This is a genomic window from Pseudomonas sp. P1_C12 (assembly GCF_056406435.1).
The window spans coordinates 318,503-337,583 of record NZ_JBFUAE010000006.1 but is presented as its reverse complement, the minus strand read 5'-3'; the positions used below and the strand labels follow the sequence as shown (position 1 = coordinate 337,583).

At 48.7% G+C, this 19,081-nt stretch carries 20 protein-coding genes and 1 tRNA gene; 13 read left to right on the top strand and 8 right to left on the bottom strand.

Features of this window, described 5'->3' with window-relative positions:
* Window positions 1–60: 60 nt before the first annotated feature.
* Window positions 61–255 carry a hypothetical protein gene (locus AC1D19_RS13825; RefSeq protein ID WP_477763547.1) on the bottom strand — a complete coding sequence of 65 codons (195 nt, stop codon included), beginning with the start codon at window positions 253–255 and terminating at the stop codon, window positions 61–63.
* A gap of 252 nt (window positions 256–507) precedes the next feature.
* Here AC1D19_RS13825 and AC1D19_RS13820 point away from each other — a divergent pair, with 252 nt between their 5' ends.
* Entirely contained in the window at window positions 508–714 is a 207-nt protein-coding gene (locus tag AC1D19_RS13820; protein ID WP_108217769.1) for a hypothetical protein, read from the top strand.
* A 287-nt stretch (window positions 715–1,001) separates the two neighbouring features.
* On the opposite strand, the gene AC1D19_RS13815 is transcribed toward AC1D19_RS13820, so the two are convergent.
* The gene (locus AC1D19_RS13815) at window positions 1,002–1,658 is read right to left on the bottom strand and encodes a trypsin-like peptidase domain-containing protein (RefSeq protein WP_477756023.1); all 657 of its coding nucleotides are present in this window, start codon (window positions 1,656–1,658) and stop codon (window positions 1,002–1,004) included.
* A gap of 332 nt (window positions 1,659–1,990) precedes the next feature.
* On the opposite strand from AC1D19_RS13815, the gene AC1D19_RS13810 reads away from it, so the two are divergent.
* From AC1D19_RS13810 to AC1D19_RS13765, 10 genes are all read left to right on the top strand, one after another.
* A complete protein-coding gene (locus AC1D19_RS13810) occupies window positions 1,991–2,386 on the top strand; it encodes a hypothetical protein (RefSeq protein ID WP_477763546.1) in 396 nt (131 codons plus the stop codon).
* A 250-nt stretch (window positions 2,387–2,636) separates the two neighbouring features.
* Window positions 2,637–3,593: a tyrosine-type recombinase/integrase gene (locus AC1D19_RS13805; RefSeq protein ID WP_477763545.1), complete on the top strand. Its 957-nt coding sequence runs from the start codon at window positions 2,637–2,639 to the stop codon at window positions 3,591–3,593.
* Window positions 3,594–4,549: 956 nt separating this feature from the next.
* Window positions 4,550–4,900 carry a hypothetical protein gene (locus AC1D19_RS13800; protein ID WP_477763544.1) on the top strand — a complete coding sequence of 117 codons (351 nt, stop codon included), beginning with the start codon at window positions 4,550–4,552 and terminating at the stop codon, window positions 4,898–4,900.
* A 175-nt stretch (window positions 4,901–5,075) separates the two neighbouring features.
* Window positions 5,076–5,279 carry a hypothetical protein gene (locus tag AC1D19_RS13795; RefSeq protein ID WP_477763543.1) on the top strand — a complete coding sequence of 68 codons (204 nt, stop codon included), beginning with the start codon at window positions 5,076–5,078 and terminating at the stop codon, window positions 5,277–5,279.
* Entirely contained in the window at window positions 5,280–5,555 is a 276-nt protein-coding gene (locus AC1D19_RS13790; RefSeq protein ID WP_477763542.1) for a hypothetical protein, read from the top strand.
* Complete coding sequence (locus AC1D19_RS13785; protein ID WP_477763541.1) at window positions 5,548–6,024, top strand: hypothetical protein; 477 nt, start codon at window positions 5,548–5,550, stop codon at window positions 6,022–6,024. The genes AC1D19_RS13790 and AC1D19_RS13785 overlap by 8 nt, the downstream gene beginning before the upstream one ends.
* A gap of 306 nt (window positions 6,025–6,330) precedes the next feature.
* Window positions 6,331–7,140: a hypothetical protein gene (locus AC1D19_RS13780; RefSeq protein ID WP_477763540.1), complete on the top strand. Its 810-nt coding sequence runs from the start codon at window positions 6,331–6,333 to the stop codon at window positions 7,138–7,140.
* Window positions 7,141–8,240: 1,100 nt separating this feature from the next.
* On the top strand, window positions 8,241–8,456 hold the full coding sequence (locus AC1D19_RS13775; protein WP_477763539.1) for a hypothetical protein: 216 nt from the start codon (window positions 8,241–8,243) through the stop codon (window positions 8,454–8,456).
* Window positions 8,457–8,588: 132 nt separating this feature from the next.
* A complete protein-coding gene (locus AC1D19_RS13770) occupies window positions 8,589–9,134 on the top strand; it encodes a recombinase family protein (RefSeq protein ID WP_477763538.1) in 546 nt (181 codons plus the stop codon).
* 737 nt (window positions 9,135–9,871) lie between these two features.
* Complete coding sequence (locus tag AC1D19_RS13765) at window positions 9,872–10,324, top strand: hypothetical protein (protein ID WP_477763537.1); 453 nt, start codon at window positions 9,872–9,874, stop codon at window positions 10,322–10,324.
* A 170-nt stretch (window positions 10,325–10,494) separates the two neighbouring features.
* On the opposite strand, the gene AC1D19_RS13760 is transcribed toward AC1D19_RS13765, so the two are convergent.
* The 4 genes from AC1D19_RS13760 to AC1D19_RS13745 form a co-directional block, all read right to left on the bottom strand.
* On the bottom strand, window positions 10,495–11,427 hold the full coding sequence (locus AC1D19_RS13760; RefSeq protein WP_477763536.1) for an FRG domain-containing protein: 933 nt from the start codon (window positions 11,425–11,427) through the stop codon (window positions 10,495–10,497).
* A 178-nt stretch (window positions 11,428–11,605) separates the two neighbouring features.
* Window positions 11,606–12,694: a hypothetical protein gene (locus AC1D19_RS13755; RefSeq protein ID WP_477763535.1), complete on the bottom strand. Its 1,089-nt coding sequence runs from the start codon at window positions 12,692–12,694 to the stop codon at window positions 11,606–11,608.
* Window positions 12,695–13,389: 695 nt separating this feature from the next.
* Window positions 13,390–14,955 carry an SIR2 family protein gene (locus AC1D19_RS13750; RefSeq protein ID WP_477763534.1) on the bottom strand — a complete coding sequence of 522 codons (1,566 nt, stop codon included), beginning with the start codon at window positions 14,953–14,955 and terminating at the stop codon, window positions 13,390–13,392.
* A 170-nt stretch (window positions 14,956–15,125) separates the two neighbouring features.
* The gene (locus tag AC1D19_RS13745; RefSeq protein ID WP_477763533.1) at window positions 15,126–15,692 is read right to left on the bottom strand and encodes a hypothetical protein; all 567 of its coding nucleotides are present in this window, start codon (window positions 15,690–15,692) and stop codon (window positions 15,126–15,128) included.
* A 344-nt stretch (window positions 15,693–16,036) separates the two neighbouring features.
* Here AC1D19_RS13745 and AC1D19_RS13740 point away from each other — a divergent pair, with 344 nt between their 5' ends.
* A complete protein-coding gene (locus tag AC1D19_RS13740; RefSeq protein WP_477763532.1) occupies window positions 16,037–16,261 on the top strand; it encodes a hypothetical protein in 225 nt (74 codons plus the stop codon).
* A 198-nt stretch (window positions 16,262–16,459) separates the two neighbouring features.
* On the opposite strand, the gene AC1D19_RS13735 is transcribed toward AC1D19_RS13740, so the two are convergent.
* A tRNA-Val gene (locus tag AC1D19_RS13735) sits at window positions 16,460–16,536 on the bottom strand.
* A 184-nt stretch (window positions 16,537–16,720) separates the two neighbouring features.
* Here AC1D19_RS13735 and AC1D19_RS13730 point away from each other — a divergent pair.
* Window positions 16,721–18,004: an NAD(P)/FAD-dependent oxidoreductase gene (locus AC1D19_RS13730; RefSeq protein ID WP_477763531.1), complete on the top strand. Its 1,284-nt coding sequence runs from the start codon at window positions 16,721–16,723 to the stop codon at window positions 18,002–18,004.
* A 104-nt stretch (window positions 18,005–18,108) separates the two neighbouring features.
* On the opposite strand, the gene AC1D19_RS13725 is transcribed toward AC1D19_RS13730, so the two are convergent.
* On the bottom strand, window positions 18,109–19,080 hold the full coding sequence (locus AC1D19_RS13725; RefSeq protein ID WP_477763530.1) for an XdhC family protein: 972 nt from the start codon (window positions 19,078–19,080) through the stop codon (window positions 18,109–18,111).
* Window position 19,081 lies beyond the last annotated feature (1 nt).

Sequence of the window (19,081 nt, the reverse complement as noted above, 5' to 3'; positions counted from 1 at the left end):
TCGCCTGCATCGGAGCACAACCGCGCATGCAAAGGGCCCAGCGCGATGGCTGGGCTCTGTTTATTTTCGATTTTCCATCATTTTGTCGGCGAGGGCTTTAGCCCTCTCGATCAACAGGTTCTGCCTGTCTTCGTGCGTAGCACCGCCCACAACCGGGGCAGTCAGATTGCTTTCCGCAATCAATGCAGTGCAGAAGTATTGATCCCAAACAGCCTTGTCCACAGATGCCTGCTTGCTGATTTGATCGACGTTCATAGGCGGCTCCTTTCGATGAGGCAGCCCCACCAGTTTACGCCTGAATGGCAAAGAATCCGGACTATCATCCACAGTGGCCCGCCATTCGTCGCCTACGAAAACACAACGAAGAACTCACCCACATCCGCGGCTTGAGGATTGCTAAGATCGCGCGTAGCAGCGGCCGGAACGACATGATTCTGACGCAGTAGCCATTCAACCAATGCTTAAGGACTCCAGCGATACGCTTGGCCAGTCACCAGGAGATGTAACGTGTCAACGCTCAACGAAATCGCAATGAACCACGCAAGAATGGCTAGGGAAAAGGCAGCAGAATCGACCGAACCGAGCGAGCGGCAGCTCCAGATTGTAGGAAGCATCGAGGTACCGTCCATTGAAGTACAGCAGAACATCCCGCTGCACCTGATCGCGGGAGTGCAGGAGGGACATCTTGCCCATGCGACGGGTTTCGCGCTCTGACCTTTTATGAGGCAGGCGACACCCGGATCGATGTATCCGGCAACAGCTGCGCAGCGATCGGCATGCGGACGTATGCGTGGGGAGCCACCAGAGAACCAAATACCGGGACGCGCCTGCTCGAGATGCAGGCGTCTTCGCAAATCATGGCAAGGTCTGCTCTTGCTGGATGTATTGCAACCCGAGAAGCCTCGGTGAGCTCACCATGCAGGAGCTGCGAGCTGACCTTCCCATTCAAGAGTGACAGCAGAACCCGGCCGCCACGCCGCTTATTGATTGATAGCTAAAAGCTACTTCACGACATACCTCGTGCCGTGTGGATCGTTGAGTTTTGCCTGCAATATCCCCCACTCGCGCTGAATGATCGAGTAAGGAATAAAGATGCTGATCCTCTCAGCCTCCTTTACGCCGGAGTGAGTGCTCACATCGTTCAGAGTGGTTGAGTAGAAACCGATATTGATGCCAACAATACAGCCGTCACTGGTGAGGACCGGCCCACCCGACATGCCCTTGACCAGCGGGGCATCATGGATGGCATAGAGATCACCGCTGTGTTCGTCGGCATTGACGAAAGGCGTTTGATACACCTTGCCTTTCCCGGTAGTGGTCATGAGGTAAGGACTCGTCCCAACGGCAGTGATGCTCTCGCCCACACGCGGTGCGCGCCATGATGGGTAGCGGCCGCTGGCCTTGTGCTGGATGAAGACGAGATCGCAGCCTGTACTGCAGCTGTACTTCACGTTGGGGATGAACGGAGTGTGGCGGGTGGTTACCGCATAGTCATCGTTCCATTGCACGGCCGAGGCCACGTATAGATACGGTGCGGGAAACCCCGAGTGGACTAAAAAGTATGAATCATTGGCAGGACCCGAAAAGTCGGGTTTTACGATGCCGTTGCATCCTGCAGTTACAGCTCCAATTAAAAAGTAGGCCATGATCTTGATCATGATATATCACCGACTTAATTGGGAGAATGTGACTGTTTTTTGTTGTCATTATTTTGGCTTTTGTCGGATTGCAGTACTCCTCGCCGCTTGCTCTAGTTGGACGTTTTCTTACTTATGGCTGAGATTGTAATGACGCGTATGAATAAATCGTGCTAAGGCCAATCGCTTTTCGATCAACTTCAAAAGTTCAAATATTTGGCGCCTGAAAATTGTTAAAGACGAGAGAAAAAACCAGGCGTTGCTATCGACGCCTTCGTTAATGGCACCATCGATCATGGAAAGCGGCGCCTACCTGAATCAATCGCTATGCCCGTCACTCACAAGAGCGACAAGTGCAAGCGGTCGCGGTCGCAAGCGCAAGAACATTTACATCGGGCACCTATACAACAGGCAATTCGCCAATAGCAAACCCGGACCGTTTCAATATCGACGGAACGGGTTTTAGCGGTAGTACCAAGTCAACTAACCTTTCTAAAGAGCAGTCATCCATAGACGGCAATCCAGACACTACCGGAGTTAAAGGCATGGTTATTCCTCACTGTTTTATTGATACGTCCAGGCACCAGGATATTAAGCCGTCACTGACAGGGTTAATGGTAAAAACATGGGAGCCTGGCTGCATGCGCTGTTATGTAGTGGGCACTACGAACATCACGATCGAATATCGGCTGGTAACACAGGCTATAGGGGGGATCATGAGTATCGCCGTACAAACGACGGCGCAGTAACGCGAGGCAAGAGGCTTAGGCCTCCTGCTTTTAGCAGACCAGGAAAAATCTCATAAAACTTCAAACAACAAAAAAGGGCCCACCTTTCGGTGAGCCCTTCCAGACCGCCCAGCAGAGCGGATTTTGTTTGGTAGGCGCGATTGGACTCGAACCAACGACCCCCACCATGTCAATGTCTGCTTGCGCAAGCTGCAAGCCTTGCTGCTCTTGGATTTCACAGAACGCCCATTCACATCATGAGGCGTCAAAAATGGCCAATATTCGCTTACTTCCGTCCGGTAACTGGAACGCTCAGGTACGCGTAAAAGGTGAATCTCCCCAGTCAAAAACCTTCAACACCAAAGCTGAAGCAGAGTCATGGGCAAACCAGCTTGAAGCCGTGACGATGGATCGCAAACATCACACCATTTACACGTTAGGCATGACCTACTGCGAAACGATGCTCAAGGGCAAAGGTAGCTACGACCACGCACTGAAAATCGTTGAGCATCTGGGTAGGTACTTCACGCAGCCGATTCACGAAATCACCCCACAAATGATCAACGACTTCAAAATCATGCGATTGAAGAAGGTCAAGCCGTCCACGTGCAGAACGCAGCTTGCATTCATGTCGCGGTTCTACAGGTTCGCCAAACGCGGCTTACTGATCGACATTCATAACCCTGTCAGTGACATTGCACTTCCCAAACCTGACCGATCTTCTGACAAGGTGATCCGTGCAAGTGAGCTTGAGCGGTTACTGGCGAAGCTATCTCCAACCATGAAACTGATTGTCGAACTGGCGTACGAGACTGCCATGCGGCGATCCGAAATTCTGAAACTGACGAAAGACTGCCTTCACCTGAAAGAACGCATTGCCGATGTGATCGATGGAAAGAACGGCACACGATCAGTCCCCCTCACCCACCGTGCTGTTGAAATTCTCCAACTTGCCCAACTGTTGGCCACTGTGGGACGTCACCCGAACGGCCAAGTGTTTACGGTTACACCGCACGCCGTAACTCAGGCTGTGCGCTTGGCACGCGTGAAGGCAGGCTTAGACAGTAGCGTCCGACTTCACCAACTTAGGCACACCAGAATCACGAACGTCGCGAAAAAGGGATTCAACAACGCTCAGATCATGATCGTATCTGGGCACCGTGATACACGATCCGTTGCGCGGTACTCCCATCTAAACGTGAGGGACGTGTTGCACCTAATCGACTGATCAAACCGGATAGGCAGCCATGATGAATTAGGAGTTGGCTGCCTCGCCCCATGCAAATGGTTTAGTCGTACCGAACCAAAATAGGCATCACCGCACCCAAGAACACGAAAATAAGTCATTCACGTTGAACATCTACAGTGCCGGATGCTCATTTGAACAGAAGCAGAAAGCGATCCAACACCTCAACTTTAACTTTGAAAAATAGTTAAAGAAAGTGTTTGACAAACTGTCAATTGGTATTGACATTTTCAACTAATTAGTTCATACTGTCTTTATTGGAGTTGAGCAGGTTCACACCGTATTTCTGGTTGTAGAACATACAACTACGGTTCCTCACAACGAGCTTTTTCCTCCTTTCAAGTTCGTTGTTGAAGTTGTTCCTCCACTAAATTCCCCAAAGCCATTTCCTTAACCGGTATGGCTTTTATTTTGTCCTTACTGGACGTTTTGTAAACACTTTAAATTAACGAGGTAGCATCTATATGCGTATCACCCATTGTCGTGCCTGTAATTCACCATTGGTTAACCGTAGGGCGCATGCAACAACATGCTCAAGTAAATGTCGGAACATCGTTTGGCGAGCATCAAAGATCACTTTGATTCCAGAAAAGATTATGTTCAGCATTACCAACCATGCACTTATTACCAAAGCTGCATCTGTTGCTGGTAAGTCAATCAACCAATACGTGGTTGATCGTGCTGTACAAACTATGGAGAGCCCACAATGCTAATGAAATTAAACGAAGAGGCGGTTGCTCAACTGCAAACGATCATGTCGATGACTGGTCGTACCAATTACAAGCACACTCTACAGACCATGATAAGTCAAGTTCTGAACAATCTGAGGAAAGCTGAATACAAGAAGAAAGCAGTAACAACAAACATCTAACATCCATTTCAATCCTAATACCTTCAACCTACAGAGCAAGGATCGAACATACCGAAAAGGAAAACCAATGACCAACTACATCTGTGTTCATACACCATCGCAATTCATCCTACGAGTAATCACCTGTCCAACACCACCAACGCCTGATGATTACCACGGCTTTCATGAAGCTTCAATCGTTGTACTCAACCATTACTACGCACTACTGAAGAAGGCACGTCTCAAAGGCGAACTGGTAAGTGCCGGTGATCTGATGGACAACTGTCCAAGTTTCAAAGAACAAGTCAGTAATGGTAAAGAAAGTACAACTGCTGTCGTTGATCGAGTGCCAACCATTCTTGATTGGATCAAAGCCAATCCAGATGCAGATGTACATGATCTGGACGCCCACATAAACAAAATAAAGAAGTACCGCTGACAGCACCAGTAACAGTGCCGCCGAGAGCCCCTGTAACGCGATTACAGCCTTAATAAACGAAATCCTGGGCTATCCCATAGGTTGCCACTCTTGCACGCCTGTAAGCCTTGATACAAAGGATTGAAAGTGCCAAGTCAGGTGTCTTTCTATACAAACGAACCAAAAGGAATCAACAATGAAATTCTATAATGAATTTAGTAACTCACATCTACTAGAACGCCAAGCAGCGGTCTTACAAATCAAGGATTATCTGCAAGACCGCCAAGCAGCAATCGATACCTCTAACGTGGAAGCAGCACATAGAGCAACTAACAGCATTGAAAGACTAGTGAACGAATATGGTGTTCAAGTGCTACGTCAAGCACAGGAGCAATACTAAATGACAACTGAAAAAATGGGACGGCGAATGGTAGAAGCATTTGCACGTCGTACTAAAGAACGTGCCGAGCAACAAGAAATACAAGCAGCGAAGGATAAGTTGCAGAAACAACTGCTGACTATGGCTGACTTGAAAGCTCAGATTGATGTATTCAAAAATGCTGACAATGCAATCACCAATGCCAGCGCACAACAATCAAGTGACGAACAATACCGCATGACCATCATCGAAAAGATGATCAACCACATTCGACAGAAGGATAAAACAAATGACTGACAAGATCGTGATTCATGGAACGCCCCGCAAATATGATGAAGTTGAGCTAAAACAACTTCAGGAAGATTACCACGTCAAGTACAGGCAATCTGCGCAATGTTTGGAGGTTGTACAAGCTGAATTCCCTTACGAATTTATTACCGCCATTATTGAGAAATCGCAACTCGGTTATGAACTCAGCAAATGGTCACCAATCAGAACGCTGTCGCTTGATTACTCGGCATCGATGATCAAACCGCCAGAAATGCAAAAATTAGATCTCTCGATTATCGATGCTGACGTGAAAGCTCAGTATGTGAAAGAACTTGAAGTTGAAAGAGAAAAGTATCGCCAGCTGTTGACGGAACAACTTCTGCAAAAGGCAGAATTGGCAGAAGCCAAGAAAGTCGCTGACAAGAGAGCGAAGCTGTTAGCTGAGGTACAGCGTGAAGTTGACAGTGTGTTCACCGAACTAGTGATTCCAGTTTGATCCTGTAACACATGCTGCAAGCTCCCACAATAGCTTTTGAGCGCTTCACAATGAAAAGTAATACCGCTACGGCTCCGGCAGACTAACCACGTCTGTGCGGAGCTTTTGCGTCAAATGACTTCTGCCACTTTTTAGGGGGTTGACAAGTTCTCTAATATTTCTTTCGAATAAGGGAAGAAAACAGTTTGACGCGTCCGAATTGCGGGCACTAATATCCGCCCCGCTTCAAAACCACTACACACAAAACCATCTGGCAGTTACCCGAGAGGAATGCCTATGACATGAACTTGAACAAGGAGCCACACCATGCCGCACGCACTCGCTTTGAATTTGAGCACCGTAGCAACCGATCTTCCAGTTACCTCCGATCACCTCGATCTCCCCAAGCAATGCCGCACCAGTATTATCGATGGCTTCAGGATCGATAAGCACACTGGCGAAATCTATGGGCAGCTTGTCATTTCACCACTCCAGGTCAACATCGAACAGTACCGAAGTGGAATTCCACGACCTCCAGCCAGCCCGAGCCAGTACCTGCATCTAATGGATGTCAGGAAAAGCGACAATGTGGTGTACGTAGATTTTGGTGGGCCAACGCCAGCTAAACCAACAACCGTCATCGATGTGCTCAGCCCCAAGCCGAAGCGCGGCCCTAAGCCGAACGTATGCTTAAATCCGTTTGCTGCGATCATCAAACAGGCAATTATTGAGAATGCTCACTGGATCGAGAATGCCGTCATGGCAGGCATGTACATCTCAGTTGGAAGCAACAATGGCAAACTGAACATCAGACCGAGCTACGTGCGGAAGGTCATTACAATGGCAGTGATTTCAACTGACGCGATTGAGGGCAACACCGTCTTCCGCAACCACGATTTTGAGCCAGTCAAAGACCGCTATGTTCGTTACCTTGCTGCGGCAGGCCGTGTTGCGCTCCAGAACATTGAACGGTATTTGAACGCTCACCCATCAGAACAGCTGCGTCTGGAGCTGAAGGTTTTAGAGCCAAAAACCGGGGATGAAGCGGACGATATGGATGAAGCGGACTATCTGATGGATGAAACGGATGATCTGGAATGTCGTATTGAGCTAAAAAATAATTACGGCAGGATATAATAAGAGAGCGAAGCGAACGAAGCTTTTTCTTCTCGGGAGATTGTCCCGAGGTATGCTCAGTTTTCAGGGAGGTCATCCCTGATGATTCTGTCTTTAAGGAAGTTGAGAAGGAGATGGGTAAGTAAACCCATCAAGACAAAAAGTATTATCTTAAAGAATAACTATTCTGTCATGTATGACAGGAAGTGTCTATTCAGTGTAAACACTGGAAGATAGTCAAAAGCATGATGGGCTTTCGCTTCCATCTTCTGAAAGGCATTCGCTACGCTCACTTGCGGACATGTTCTGTATATGAGAGTTACAAACTCTAGAGAGTCTTTCCCTGATTGACAATTAGATGTCCAGCAATCTCCTGTGTGTCACACACAGAAAAGTATTTGATGAACATTCAGGAGAGATGAACGAAAGTTAACCAAACACCAGACATTACTTTCCACCGTTGACGGTGAATCCAACGTCTCAACAATCTCATACCCTTGATGCCTAACCAGTGTCAGGTTTTTTTTGTGGCCGATGATATTCCCCATGAAAACATTCGCACAACATTCGGATGTCAGTTGTAAATCAAACAACAGTGGAATGCTTCACCAGAATGGAATGGTTATCACCAGTTTGGTTACCACCAGTAATAGTTGCCACCTGTGATAGATGCCTTAGGTGTCAGCGTTTCCAACAGGATTGCAACAGGTGATGAAACAGGCATGATTGTGGTGTTGTAACAACCATATCTAAGACCAGCACGCCTGAAACACTGATAAAACCTGGGGCTTCAACAACACTCGGCTAAACACAATTCACTTTCTCTCCAATTTCTTCACAGGTGAAAGCAATTCGATTGAAATTGGAAGAAAACTACAGTCGTCACATGTCGATCATCATGTCAAAGTCAGCATTGAATGAAATTCTTCATAAACGCCGTACAGATGTCGTCACAGGGTGTTCACGTTAACCATGACTGGTAAACCTCACCACAGATACCACCACATCACCATCGTTCAGTAACATGTCAGCAGCATTTGTACATTCACAACAGGCGCTGTCGGCGCCAGCAACTTTCGTGTTGAGCTACGATCTTCACACCACTATCAAGGACGACAGCCATGTCAGACAACCACGCCGCCATCGCCACCGCCGATGTGCTCACCCTTCTGCTGCACAATCAGCACGCGCTCGCCGCAGCAATTGAAGAGGTCGCCTTGTGGGTAAAGGCCACAGGTTCACCAGACGTGCACAGCAACGCGATTACAGCATTGGAAACCATCGACAGGAATGCATCTGCCATCACCGACGCAATCAACCAAATACGGCAAACCTAATCGCGTTCATAGGGTGTACCCTATGACCACTGGTCTAGTGAATACAGAAAGGCGTATTCATAGGGTTGCTTTCAGCCTGATACACAGGCAAAGTGTGAGCCTCTAGACCCTATGACTACAGAGGCACACCAAATGGTTGACGTTGCGTACATCCGAGTTTCATCCGCTGACCAGAACACCGACCGTCAACTTGACGGCCTGACCTTCGCCAAGACATTCACAGACAAAGTGAGTGGTGCCACAACAGACCGTCCCCAGTTGCAGCAGATGATTGAGTTTGTGCGTGAGGGTGATGTTGTCCATGTACATTCGATTGACCGTCTCGCTCGCAGCCTTCAAGACCTTCTGAAGTTGGTAGAGCAGATCAACGCTAAAGGCGTGGCTGTGAAGTTCCACAAAGAGAACCTGCTATTCACTGGCGACAAGCACGACGCAACCCAACACCTGATGCTGTCCATGATTGGTGCCGTCGCTGAGTTTGAACGCAGCATGATCAAAGAACGTCAACGTGAAGGCATCGCGAAGGCAAAGGCGAAAGGGGTTTACAAGGGACGCACCAAGGCTGTTACCAATGATGATATCCGTGCTGCTATCACAGTGGACAAGATGAGTTACAGAGCCGCTGCTGAGTCCCTTGGTGTATCACTGTCGTCTGTTCAACGTGCCATGAAGGAATAGCTCAAGGTTCAGAGTTTGCACCAATGACCGTGAAACGTATTGTTGAACGTCTTGGACTCACCTTCCCATAATCACTTCTAAGCAACGACAAGCGACAAGTGCCATGACACTGGCATTCAGCTAGAGCCCCGCATACGCAATACTGCGAAGGCTCAGGGGGAGATTTTGAGAATATCGGGCGATGGCCTTACTCCACGGAGCCGGAGCGTTAATCGCGTCAGACCAATATCAGGGTGAACAGGGGGATTCCGTCTGTAGGGATTCCAACGGAAAAGTGTATTTACGAAAGTGAAAATAGGGAATTTGAAAAATACACAGAAAATGAATTTCAGGCAAAAGAAACCCCGCTCTAAGCAGGGTGATTATCCAAACTTTACCTTATTCAAGGTCAACCCAGTCCAACCAGCGCCGGCGTTCAAATGCACGGGATGAATATCTGAGGGGGATACAGTCCATCGCAAAGTCCTAATTGAAATTAATCCAAAAGCTACGATAAACGATTGACCGCCGTTATTTGGATTAATCAACCTGTTGTAAGGGATTAATTATTTGATCGTACGTGTGCTGATGACTCATAAACTTGTTCATTCTCAACGCCATATGCAGGCTTTTTCACACCTGCCATAATGCTATATGTCAAGCCTGATATTGACGTCACTTGTAACGTAGCTTTATATTCGAGCATTTGACAATCTACTGCATAGCGCAGTGCCATAAACTGAAAAAAGGGGAAATTAGTGATCGGCAAGGAATTGGTTCATCATTACACCACTGAAAAGCACCACCTGCCATTGATCCTTGCATCAAGGGCGTTGCTCCCAAGCAATGCAGGTGCCGAGAATGAACCTCCGTTATTATGGTTCTCTAAGGCTCAGCTTTGGGAAAAGACTGCAACTAAGATGGTGCATAGTGAACACGGTCTACGCTTACTGACATTTGCTGAGCAACTGGCTGAATTTGGTTGTGTTCGCTTTTCTCTTGCGAGTGATGATCCGCGCCTGATGAATTGGGTTAACGCTTGCAAGTACGCCGGCATTACCAGCACAGCCCGCCGCAAACTGGAGACTGTGGGCAAGAAACGGGGCGGTTCGCCAATTGATTGGTTTGCAATCTCAGGGAGCATACAGCTTACTGAGTTGAAGCTACAACGATATGATGGCTCTCAATGGGTGAACAGTCCGTTGCTTTAGATAGTACCGATCATTCCCAAGGCCACCATATGTGGCCTTTTCACATCTATCACAATGTGATATGCAATGTTTAAGTCCAGCAGGAGGTATGAATCAGAAGCTTATTAGATGCACAGCTTCAAGGTATTAACCTCCACCGCCACCCTACCCACATCAAATAGCCGGCACTTTTAGTCGAAGTCTGAATCGTAGCTATCTTGCTTGTACTCATCCATAAGCCCTTGCGACGGTCTTATTCCAACCGCGACGTTACCCCAATCTCTAACCATTTTTGCCACCCCATGATAACCGGGGAAGAGTGTCGAGCCATCAACTCCAAGTTTAGAGCAGAGATCTAACAAGTCGGGAGCTTCGCTAATCGGCAATGTCATTTTAATGAGCGGTCTGCCACCTTGAGCAGTGCTGTATATCTCTTCAACCTCTTCTAGGGTTTCTGGTTGATATATATCGTTGAGACCAAGGTTATACATATCAACTTCATGAGTAGTAAAAAGTCCAGATTGAGCCGCTTGGTTTCTACTTGTTCCCCCCGGCGTCCTAATAATCTGAACTGTTTTCCAGTGCTTCGCATGCTCGGTGCTCAGTGCCCAGATTGCTATCTTTGCATTTATACTATTAAGCTCAAAATTTGCTGACGACGCTGCAAAGTAGCAGGCAACATAGCTTCTCTCTGTCCAGTCAAGGAGGCGAGTTGGTACTTCATAGTGTTGGGCAGCGGCTAAGATTTCATACAGCTCTGGCTGGGGCCACGGTCGTCTAAAAGCACTCAAGAAGGAGCTTGGTTCATTCAATATCCTTGCCTTGATCTGTTCCGAGTATCCCGGCACTACCAAACCCGACCGATCACAGCCGTCTAGAAACTTCTTGAGCACATCGAGCTCAAAGCTCACTTGTCCTGAGCTGGAATTACTAAACATCCTGTGGGGCGAGCCGTAGGCGAATGAGCCAATACCACGACGACATATCGACGGTGTTAGCTTGTACTCATCGCTTGACTGTCCTCTGAATATATACTGTCCCTGACTCCAAGCGGGGTCGAGAGGGGACACAAAATCCAGCAGTTCGCGTGCTGTTTCAAAAGGTATCTCAGTCGGGCTTCCCATCACTTCCTCTGATTTCCACTGGCCACCACCAGTGTACAGGCATATGACATCGCCGCCATGTGAAAACTCTATCGTAGAATGCTAGTGAGCATGGCTAAGTTGAACATCGCCCCTGCGCGTACGAGTCCATACCTACTAACTACAACTTAACAACTGCCCTACCATAAATAATTTTGATTTACCCTTTCAAATCTATACTTTCAGTATCGAATCCAAAATCATTATTTTGAATAGACTCTACAATTGTAATCTCAATTCGATCATCTTGAATTACATGTAGCTGATTAGCATAATTTTTAGCTCTAGGGAATACTCTCCAGCCAATAGGCTCACGAGCCAAATCAAATTTATCCGAACCGATCAGAGCATACAATTGTTGGTCGGTTTCTATTGCTGTCCCAAATGCCGCCGTTCTCGCACGCAACACTTTTTCATTAAAACAAAGATCAATTAAAGTTCTCGAATTATTACTAGAAAATCGTTCGATCATTATCTGTCCAGCTTTTAAAAAAGAGTATTTTTTATCTCCACCAATCCAAGAAGACTGAACATCTTGATATATACTTACATCTGGCTTACGCTGCTTACTTTCTTTAATTGCAGAAAAAAAATCTGCTTCATTAGAAAAATCTTTCTTTTCTGGCATCTTGCTATACGCCGCCTCTACAACTCCTTTGTCTGTGGTAGCGAAAAGTAGTGTAGATTGCCAATCAAGGTCCACACAAGTTTCTGTTATCAGTTGCTTAACATCACTTCGCCCAATAAACTTTGATGATAATGGTGACAATGTAAAAACACCTTCTTTCCCGGCAGCGAAAGCTAGCCGCCCGAAAGAATTGGGAGATATTGCAAAACACATCTCATCAAAAATTTTTAGCTCGCCACCCAACTCCCCTGTTTTGTAATTAACATCAAGTATGGATACACCGCGCTCTGATGAAATATACAATTTATTAGCGTAGACATTTATATCTGAAGGCCAAACACCGATATCATGTGAATATAGTTTCGCAGAGTTCAGCATGGACTTTGTTATTGTTACCTCAGACACGGCGAATCTGGGGATTTCATTGCGACTATCAAGGAGAAGATTCTTTAATAAAGTAGCTTGAAAAAAATTAACCCCATCAAACCCTTTTGAAAACAGGCTCTCCCATTTAAAAACATTCACCCTGTAGTTCATATCCACAAGCAACAATAAACCTGAGTAAATATAAGAGTCTACGTAATCACCCTCTATATTTACGACAAACCTATTTATACCCATCACCATTTCCCTTTGATTATTTTAGCTTGCTGGGGCTTGGTTATGAGTTCGGCATCTCGCCACCTATCTAAAATCAACGTAGGAGGCCGATCAGCAAGACGCGATGGAGTGACGGGATATCCATGCCACTCGTGATTTTGATTTGTAACATACTTCGCCATATAGGCTATATCTCGACCTGTCCGTCCTAACTCGGCGAGGTTGCTTCCATTCTTTTCCATCGCCCATAGACAACCTTTAGGGCATACCCACTCGTTAGCTTTAGCAATAGAAAATAGTTTAATTTCTTCCCATTCATTAACAGTCCACTGAGTGCAATCATCCTTTGCCACTTGATCCCTGTGCTTCCTATTTACTTTGTAACTATCTAGCTTCAATAGAGCTCACCATATTTGTTAGACCATTTAACTAAACTAGCTGGGCTTAGCCGTCACCATGAGAAAAAACCCAAACGAAACGATAATAACTTACAAAAACCTTATAATCCACGAAGTAATACGCATTATATCCATAGCCTGCCACTTATTTTCAAAAACCAACCGACCTCATCTTGGCGTATTGCTAAGCGTTAGAGCCTATGCGGATTCGATGAGTTCTCAATTCATTATTTTTCTCAGCAACATCCAAGAATACCTCGGAGATTAATTTACGACTCCAGCGGCGAGTTAGATAACACTTTATCATCTACCTCTGGCTTAGAATCCGAACTCTATCCGATCAATCAAACAGGCGAGCTTTCGAAAGTAAGTTGCGTAGGAGGATACATCTGACCTCAGACTATCGCTATTTTGCTGCAGAAAAGCCCTGACTGCTCCAATATCGATATTTGCATCATCTTGAAACGGTATTATCAAAGGAGCCTTTTCTGCGGTTGTGCTGGCAATTATATTTTCGGTGCTAAAACCCTTAAAATTACCTTCATACTGCTTCTTGTATTGCTGAATTCGATAATCCTTACGACTTGCCTTATTTAAAATTGACTCAAGACATGCAAACTCTGAGTCTCTGAGCTCCTGAAGTGAATTTATACCTACAAGCCGAAGATATTTGTAGCCGGGAATATACTTGTTAGACCGTTTCTGAAAAGTCGGGTAGACCTCCCTCAACAGCTCAACGGGATCATACTTGACGTCACCGCTAATGACATCTGCAAAAATATCGTCTAACGTAACCCCCTTGTACCCTTGACGCGACATTCCTTCATGCTCTTTAGCGACACCCACGCCCATCACAAATTCTACATCCTCCTTGTTGTCAATCTGATCAATATCTACGACCGCAAGTTTCGTCTCAGGATCGTTGGACTTAACAAGGTCATACATCTGTTCTTTACAATAACGCAATATACGAGCGGGAATTTTCCTCTTCGTGCTCTCTATAGCCTCATACACATCTAGGTAATTATTTGACTTAATTACAGTTATATTGAGATGCGTATCCCCTATAGCCATCATTGAAGGCTGAAAAGACGGTTCCTCACTACCTTTTGTCCGCTGTATGAATACTAGATTTCTCCCAAAAACATCTAGTTTGTCTTGACCCAAGCACTTCACGATTGAGCCAATGATATTTTGTATATTTTTATCGCTGACCGAGTACCCGATAAATACAATAGGATGTTCGATAAAAATTGTGATTAGCTTTGCTGCAAGATAAGGATTTTTAGCATCGAACACCTGATAATCTTCATTTGTAAGCACTAGAGAATTTGGCTGACTGGCACATCCATGTATCTTATAAATCTCAGCAATAGATTGTGGATTCGAAAACAATAGCTCTTCCTGACCAACAAAAACTTTGTAATCGGGAAACAACTCCTCCAAAAACAAATCCCAGTTGGTTGTTATTATCCCATCAACATTAAGCCGAGAAAGTGCCTCCAACTCCTTAGCAATACTCTCCCCCTCAACAAGGTCGTGACTTTTTCCTGCCAAGTAATTCGCAACCTCAAATTTAAGGGCAGATGATACATTTATCATTTGCTCCGAGCTACGCTCCCTTGACTCAGCATAGTCCTTGTCCTTCCACCATACCTCATTGAAGTCCCGAGCCATTTCACTGGCAGCCTTTGGCATATCTTTATTATGCTGCGAAGAGTAATACCCGAACTCTTTTATGCCCTTACAAAACCTCTTAAGTAACTCATCCCACTGCTCCAGCCCTATATATCTCCGAGAAAACCCAGAACCAATAAATAGGAAGGGCGCCCCGACATTCTGGGCCAACAGTCTGGTTAAGCTTAGTGTGATGTGTGAAGTCATAATTATCCCTAATAATTTCCTGCAACCCTGACGTGTGGCAAGCCCCCCTCCCCTACAATACGTATCCGCACATCTCAGTCCCTGATCCATATACCTACCGCCGGACCCAGTAGCAGAAGAGACGAGAACGGTTCCGCCTTGGGGCGCTCGTTCGCCACCTTATCTATGGCTCACACAGAGGGAGCACTCATGCATCCACGGCCTTGACTGTATTGATCACTGATATCAGTAAGTAAATCGTCAAATGCACGTACCATCCAAGCGAACGCATCGGCATGAGTCTCCCATTCTGAATCAGCAACCTGCAAGCTCTCTACCGACTTAGGATGTACCAAACGATCTCTCACCTTGATAGACGGTTTTACATGATGCCAGCCGGTCCCACCCCCAAGGTCACGATCCGACACTTTGAAGACCTTTGCGACTAGCTGGATCGTCTGCTTGATATTGGTGAGCGTCTCCGTTCTAGGCTGCTCTAAAAACGCCGCCTCCTTTGACTCCAACTCACATGCCCCAGCATCCACCAGTATCGACACCATCAGTTTAAGGGCGTGCGTAATGGCCTCAACATACGCCCACGAAGCGCGTACAAAGCTTCGCCGAAGCACTGGATTGCTCTGGTCTGGGTAAGCGTCGAGGAGCGCGTTCAAGTCCTCCCGCAGGACGCCACTCATATCCAACAAGCTGATCAGCGCCTTGTCAAAGCGTTCGCAAGCGTTTTGCAAGCCTGAGGTCATGCTCCCCTCCTGATTACAGTGCACCAGTAGAGTGTAGCGGCAGCCACGAGCGACAGAACAACACGGAGATAGGCTTGGAGGGAGGCTTATAGCAACCTACAATGCAAAGCATAGTGCACCACTTAGGTGTACTTAATCGCTTTCACACTTCGAGTTTTTTGACTAAATAATCCTTGATAATTCAAGGACTTAGAGATAGATGGCAACCCCACCAGCCACACCCCGGCGCACAACCAGATGTGAACGCTGGCGCCATCAGTATTGCTATATATCGCTGCACCGTTTACCGCTCATCCTGACGATGGCAAAGTGCCCCCACTCTAACCACGCAGGAAGCAAAGGCAATGAAAGATATCGTGATCACCGTTGTGAATTTCTTCGCTTGGGTAGGAATCATCGTGGCAACGGTTGTGGGATATTTCGCAATGAAAGGCACCTATGAGTATATCGGTGCCCTGATCGGCTTCGCTGTTGGCTGCCTAGGCTCTGGAGTGTGGTTTGTACTCTCAGCAATCCACCAGAATATTCAGACCATACGAGACATTGCAGTCAAGCAGTCGCAAGGCTGATCACAACCTTCAACACCCGATCCAACCCCCACCGATCCGAGCAGAATCCCATCCGAGAATGAGCTGATATCGGCGTTCACATTGCCCAGTGTGAACGAACCCGATATTTTGTGAACGTTCTGCATGAATTCAAGACAACAAAAAAGGGCCCACCTTTCGGTGAGCCCTTCTAGACCGCCCAGCAGAGCGGATTTTGTTTGGTAGGCGCGATTGGACTCGAACCAACGACCCCCACCATGTCAAGGTGGTGCTCTAACCAACTGAGCTACGTGCCTGCTGTGAGGCGGCATTCTACGGAATTCCGGAGGGGTGTCAACACCTTTTTTCGAGCTAACCCTATGAATATGCAAAATATTTAATTTTGCCGGTCCAAAGAAGATTTTCCGGGTGGCTGGCGGGCGATTTTCAACTCGGGTACGATCGGCGCACTCGTAAAATATATTAAACAGAGGCTGCCGGATGGCTAACACTCCCTACCCCGAGTCCTACTACGCCGCATCGGCCAATGCGGTTCCGCCGCGCCCGGCGTTGCAGGATGATGTCGAGACCGATGTCTGTGTGATTGGCGCCGGTTATACGGGGTTGTCCTCTGCCCTGTTTCTGCTGGAGAGCGGCTTCAAGGTCACGGTGCTCGAAGCCGCCAGGGTGGGTTTCGGGGCGTCCGGGCGTAATGGTGGGCAGATCGTTAACAGCTATAGCCGCGATATCGATGTCATCGAGCGCACGGTCGGTCCCAAGCAGGCCCAGTTGCTGGGGCAGATGGCGTTCGAGGGTGAGCGAATCATTCGTGAGCGCGTCGCCAAATACAACATTCAGTGCGACTTGAAAGACGGTGGCGTGTTCGCCGCGATGACCGCCAGGCAAATGGGGCACCTCGAATCCCAGAAGCGCCTGTGGGAGCGTTTCGGGCACACCCAGCTTGAGTTGATGGATCAACGTCGTATCCGCGAAGTAGTGGCTTGCGATCAGTACGTCGGCGGCATGCTCGACATGAGTGGCGGCCACATTCATCCGCTTAACCTGGCACTGGGTGAAGCGGCGGCGGTCGAGTCCCTGGGTGGCACGATTTACGAGCAGTCGCCCGCGGTGCGCATCGAGCGCGGCGCGAATCCGGTGGTGCACACGCCGCAGGGTAAGGTCCGGGCCAAATTCATCATCGTCGCCGGCAACGCTTATCTGGGCAATCTGGTGCCGGAACTGGCCGCCAAGTCGATGCCTTGCGGCACTCAAGTGATTACCACCGAGCCACTGGGCGAAGAACTGGCGAAGACCCTGCTGCCTCAGGACTACTGCGTTGAAGATTGCAATTACTTGCTCGACTACTACCGCCTCAGCGGCGACAAGCGTCTGATCTTCGGTGGCGGCGTGGTGTACGGCGCTCGGGATCCGGCGAACATCGAAGCGATCATTCGACCGAAGATGCTCAAGGCATTCCCGCAACTCAAGGACGTGAAGATCGATTACGCGTGGACCGGAAACTTCCTGCTGACCCTGTCGCGCCTGCCCCAGGTCGGACGCCTGGGCGACAACATCTACTATTCCCAGGGCTGCAGCGGCCATGGCGTGACTTACACGCATCTGGCGGGCAAGGTGCTGGCCGAAGCATTGCGCGGCCAGGCCGAGCGTTTTGATGCGTTTGCCGACCTGCCCCACTATCCGTTCCCCGGCGGACAAATGCTGCGTACCCCGTTCGCGGCGCTGGGCGCCTGGTATTACGGATTGCGCGACAAGTTCGGCGTGTAAGGATCTGTAGGAGCTGGCTTGCCAGCGAAAATGTTTCGCCAGCCAACATTGTTGTTGTCTAGACGTCTTTCGCTGGCAAGCCAGCTCCTACAGGGGGACGGTGGTTACAGCCGGTCCCGTGGGATACCGCTGCGAATCCGCAGGATGTCCGCCAGCACTGCCAGGGCGATCTCCGCCGGCGTCTTGCTGCCCAGGTTCAGCCCGATGGGCGCATGAATCCGCGCCAACTCGGCATCTCCCAGACCACCAATGCGCCGCAAGCGCTCGAAGCGCTTTTGCGAGGTCTGCAGGGAGCCCATCACACCGATGTAAAACGCCTCGGTGCGAACAGCCTCCATCATCGCCAGGTCATCGATACGTGGATCGTGGGTCAACGCCACCACCGCCGTGTCGCTGTGACAGCCGCCGTCAGCGATGAACATCGACGGCAGTTGACGGCGAATCTCCACGTTATCCAGCACGACGCCTTCCAGCACTTCGTCCCGCGGGTCACACAGAATCACCTCGAAGCCCAGGCCCACGGCAAACTCCGCACAGGCCTGGGCGACACTGGAATACCCCGCCAGCAGCAAGCGCTGGGCCGCGCCGACGCGCACGCGCACCCGGTCGATTTCACGCTCGATACGCACACCCTGCTCACGATCATCGAACAGGCTGCACGCACCGCTTTGCAGATCCACTTCGCGGATCAACCGCCGTCGGCCCAACAGCGCCGACTCAAGCTCGCACAGATGCGCTTGCACCTCGCAATCGGCATCCAGCTTCTCGACCAGCACATCCAGCACCCCGCCACACGGCAGGCTGACGCGCGAGCGTGGGTCGTTGTCTTCGCCGTAACGAACAACGCTGACCGGCTGCAGAAACGCGCCCTCGGCGACTCGCTCGAGAAAGTCCTCCTCGACACAACCACCGGACAGCGAGCCAATCCAGTGCCCCTGCGTGTTCACCGCCAGCAGCGAACCCGGTGCGCGCGGTGCCGAGCCATAAGTGGCCAGCACCGTACACAGCCAGATGCGCTGACCGGCCGCCGACCACTCCAGCGCCCGGCGCACCACTTGCAGATCGAGATGCTGCATG

Bases quoted from the DNA above. Each gene is read 5' to 3' on its own strand.
- AC1D19_RS13825 (WP_477763547.1), bottom strand. From the start codon at position 255: ATGAACGTCGATCAAATCAGCAAGCAGGCATCTGTGGACAAGGCTGTT.
- AC1D19_RS13815 (WP_477756023.1), bottom strand. From the start codon at position 1,658: ATGATCAAGATCATGGCCTACTTTTTAATTGGAGCTGTAACTGCAGGA.
- AC1D19_RS13805 (WP_477763545.1), top strand. From the start codon at position 2,637: ATGGCCAATATTCGCTTACTTCCGTCCGGTAACTGGAACGCTCAGGTA.
- AC1D19_RS13800 (WP_477763544.1), top strand. From the start codon at position 4,550: ATGACCAACTACATCTGTGTTCATACACCATCGCAATTCATCCTACGA.
- AC1D19_RS13795 (WP_477763543.1), top strand. From the start codon at position 5,076: ATGAAATTCTATAATGAATTTAGTAACTCACATCTACTAGAACGCCAA.
- AC1D19_RS13790 (WP_477763542.1), top strand. From the start codon at position 5,280: ATGACAACTGAAAAAATGGGACGGCGAATGGTAGAAGCATTTGCACGT.
- AC1D19_RS13785 (WP_477763541.1), top strand. From the start codon at position 5,548: ATGACTGACAAGATCGTGATTCATGGAACGCCCCGCAAATATGATGAA.
- AC1D19_RS13780 (WP_477763540.1), top strand. From the start codon at position 6,331: ATGCCGCACGCACTCGCTTTGAATTTGAGCACCGTAGCAACCGATCTT.
- AC1D19_RS13775 (WP_477763539.1), top strand. From the start codon at position 8,241: ATGTCAGACAACCACGCCGCCATCGCCACCGCCGATGTGCTCACCCTT.
- AC1D19_RS13770 (WP_477763538.1), top strand. From the start codon at position 8,589: ATGGTTGACGTTGCGTACATCCGAGTTTCATCCGCTGACCAGAACACC.
- AC1D19_RS13760 (WP_477763536.1), bottom strand. From the start codon at position 11,427: ATGGGAAGCCCGACTGAGATACCTTTTGAAACAGCACGCGAACTGCTG.
- AC1D19_RS13755 (WP_477763535.1), bottom strand. From the start codon at position 12,694: ATGGGTATAAATAGGTTTGTCGTAAATATAGAGGGTGATTACGTAGAC.
- AC1D19_RS13750 (WP_477763534.1), bottom strand. From the start codon at position 14,955: ATGACTTCACACATCACACTAAGCTTAACCAGACTGTTGGCCCAGAAT.
- AC1D19_RS13745 (WP_477763533.1), bottom strand. From the start codon at position 15,692: ATGACCTCAGGCTTGCAAAACGCTTGCGAACGCTTTGACAAGGCGCTG.
- AC1D19_RS13740 (WP_477763532.1), top strand. From the start codon at position 16,037: ATGAAAGATATCGTGATCACCGTTGTGAATTTCTTCGCTTGGGTAGGA.
- AC1D19_RS13730 (WP_477763531.1), top strand. From the start codon at position 16,721: ATGGCTAACACTCCCTACCCCGAGTCCTACTACGCCGCATCGGCCAAT.
- AC1D19_RS13725 (WP_477763530.1), bottom strand. From the start codon at position 19,080: ATGCAGCATCTCGATCTGCAAGTGGTGCGCCGGGCGCTGGAGTGGTCG.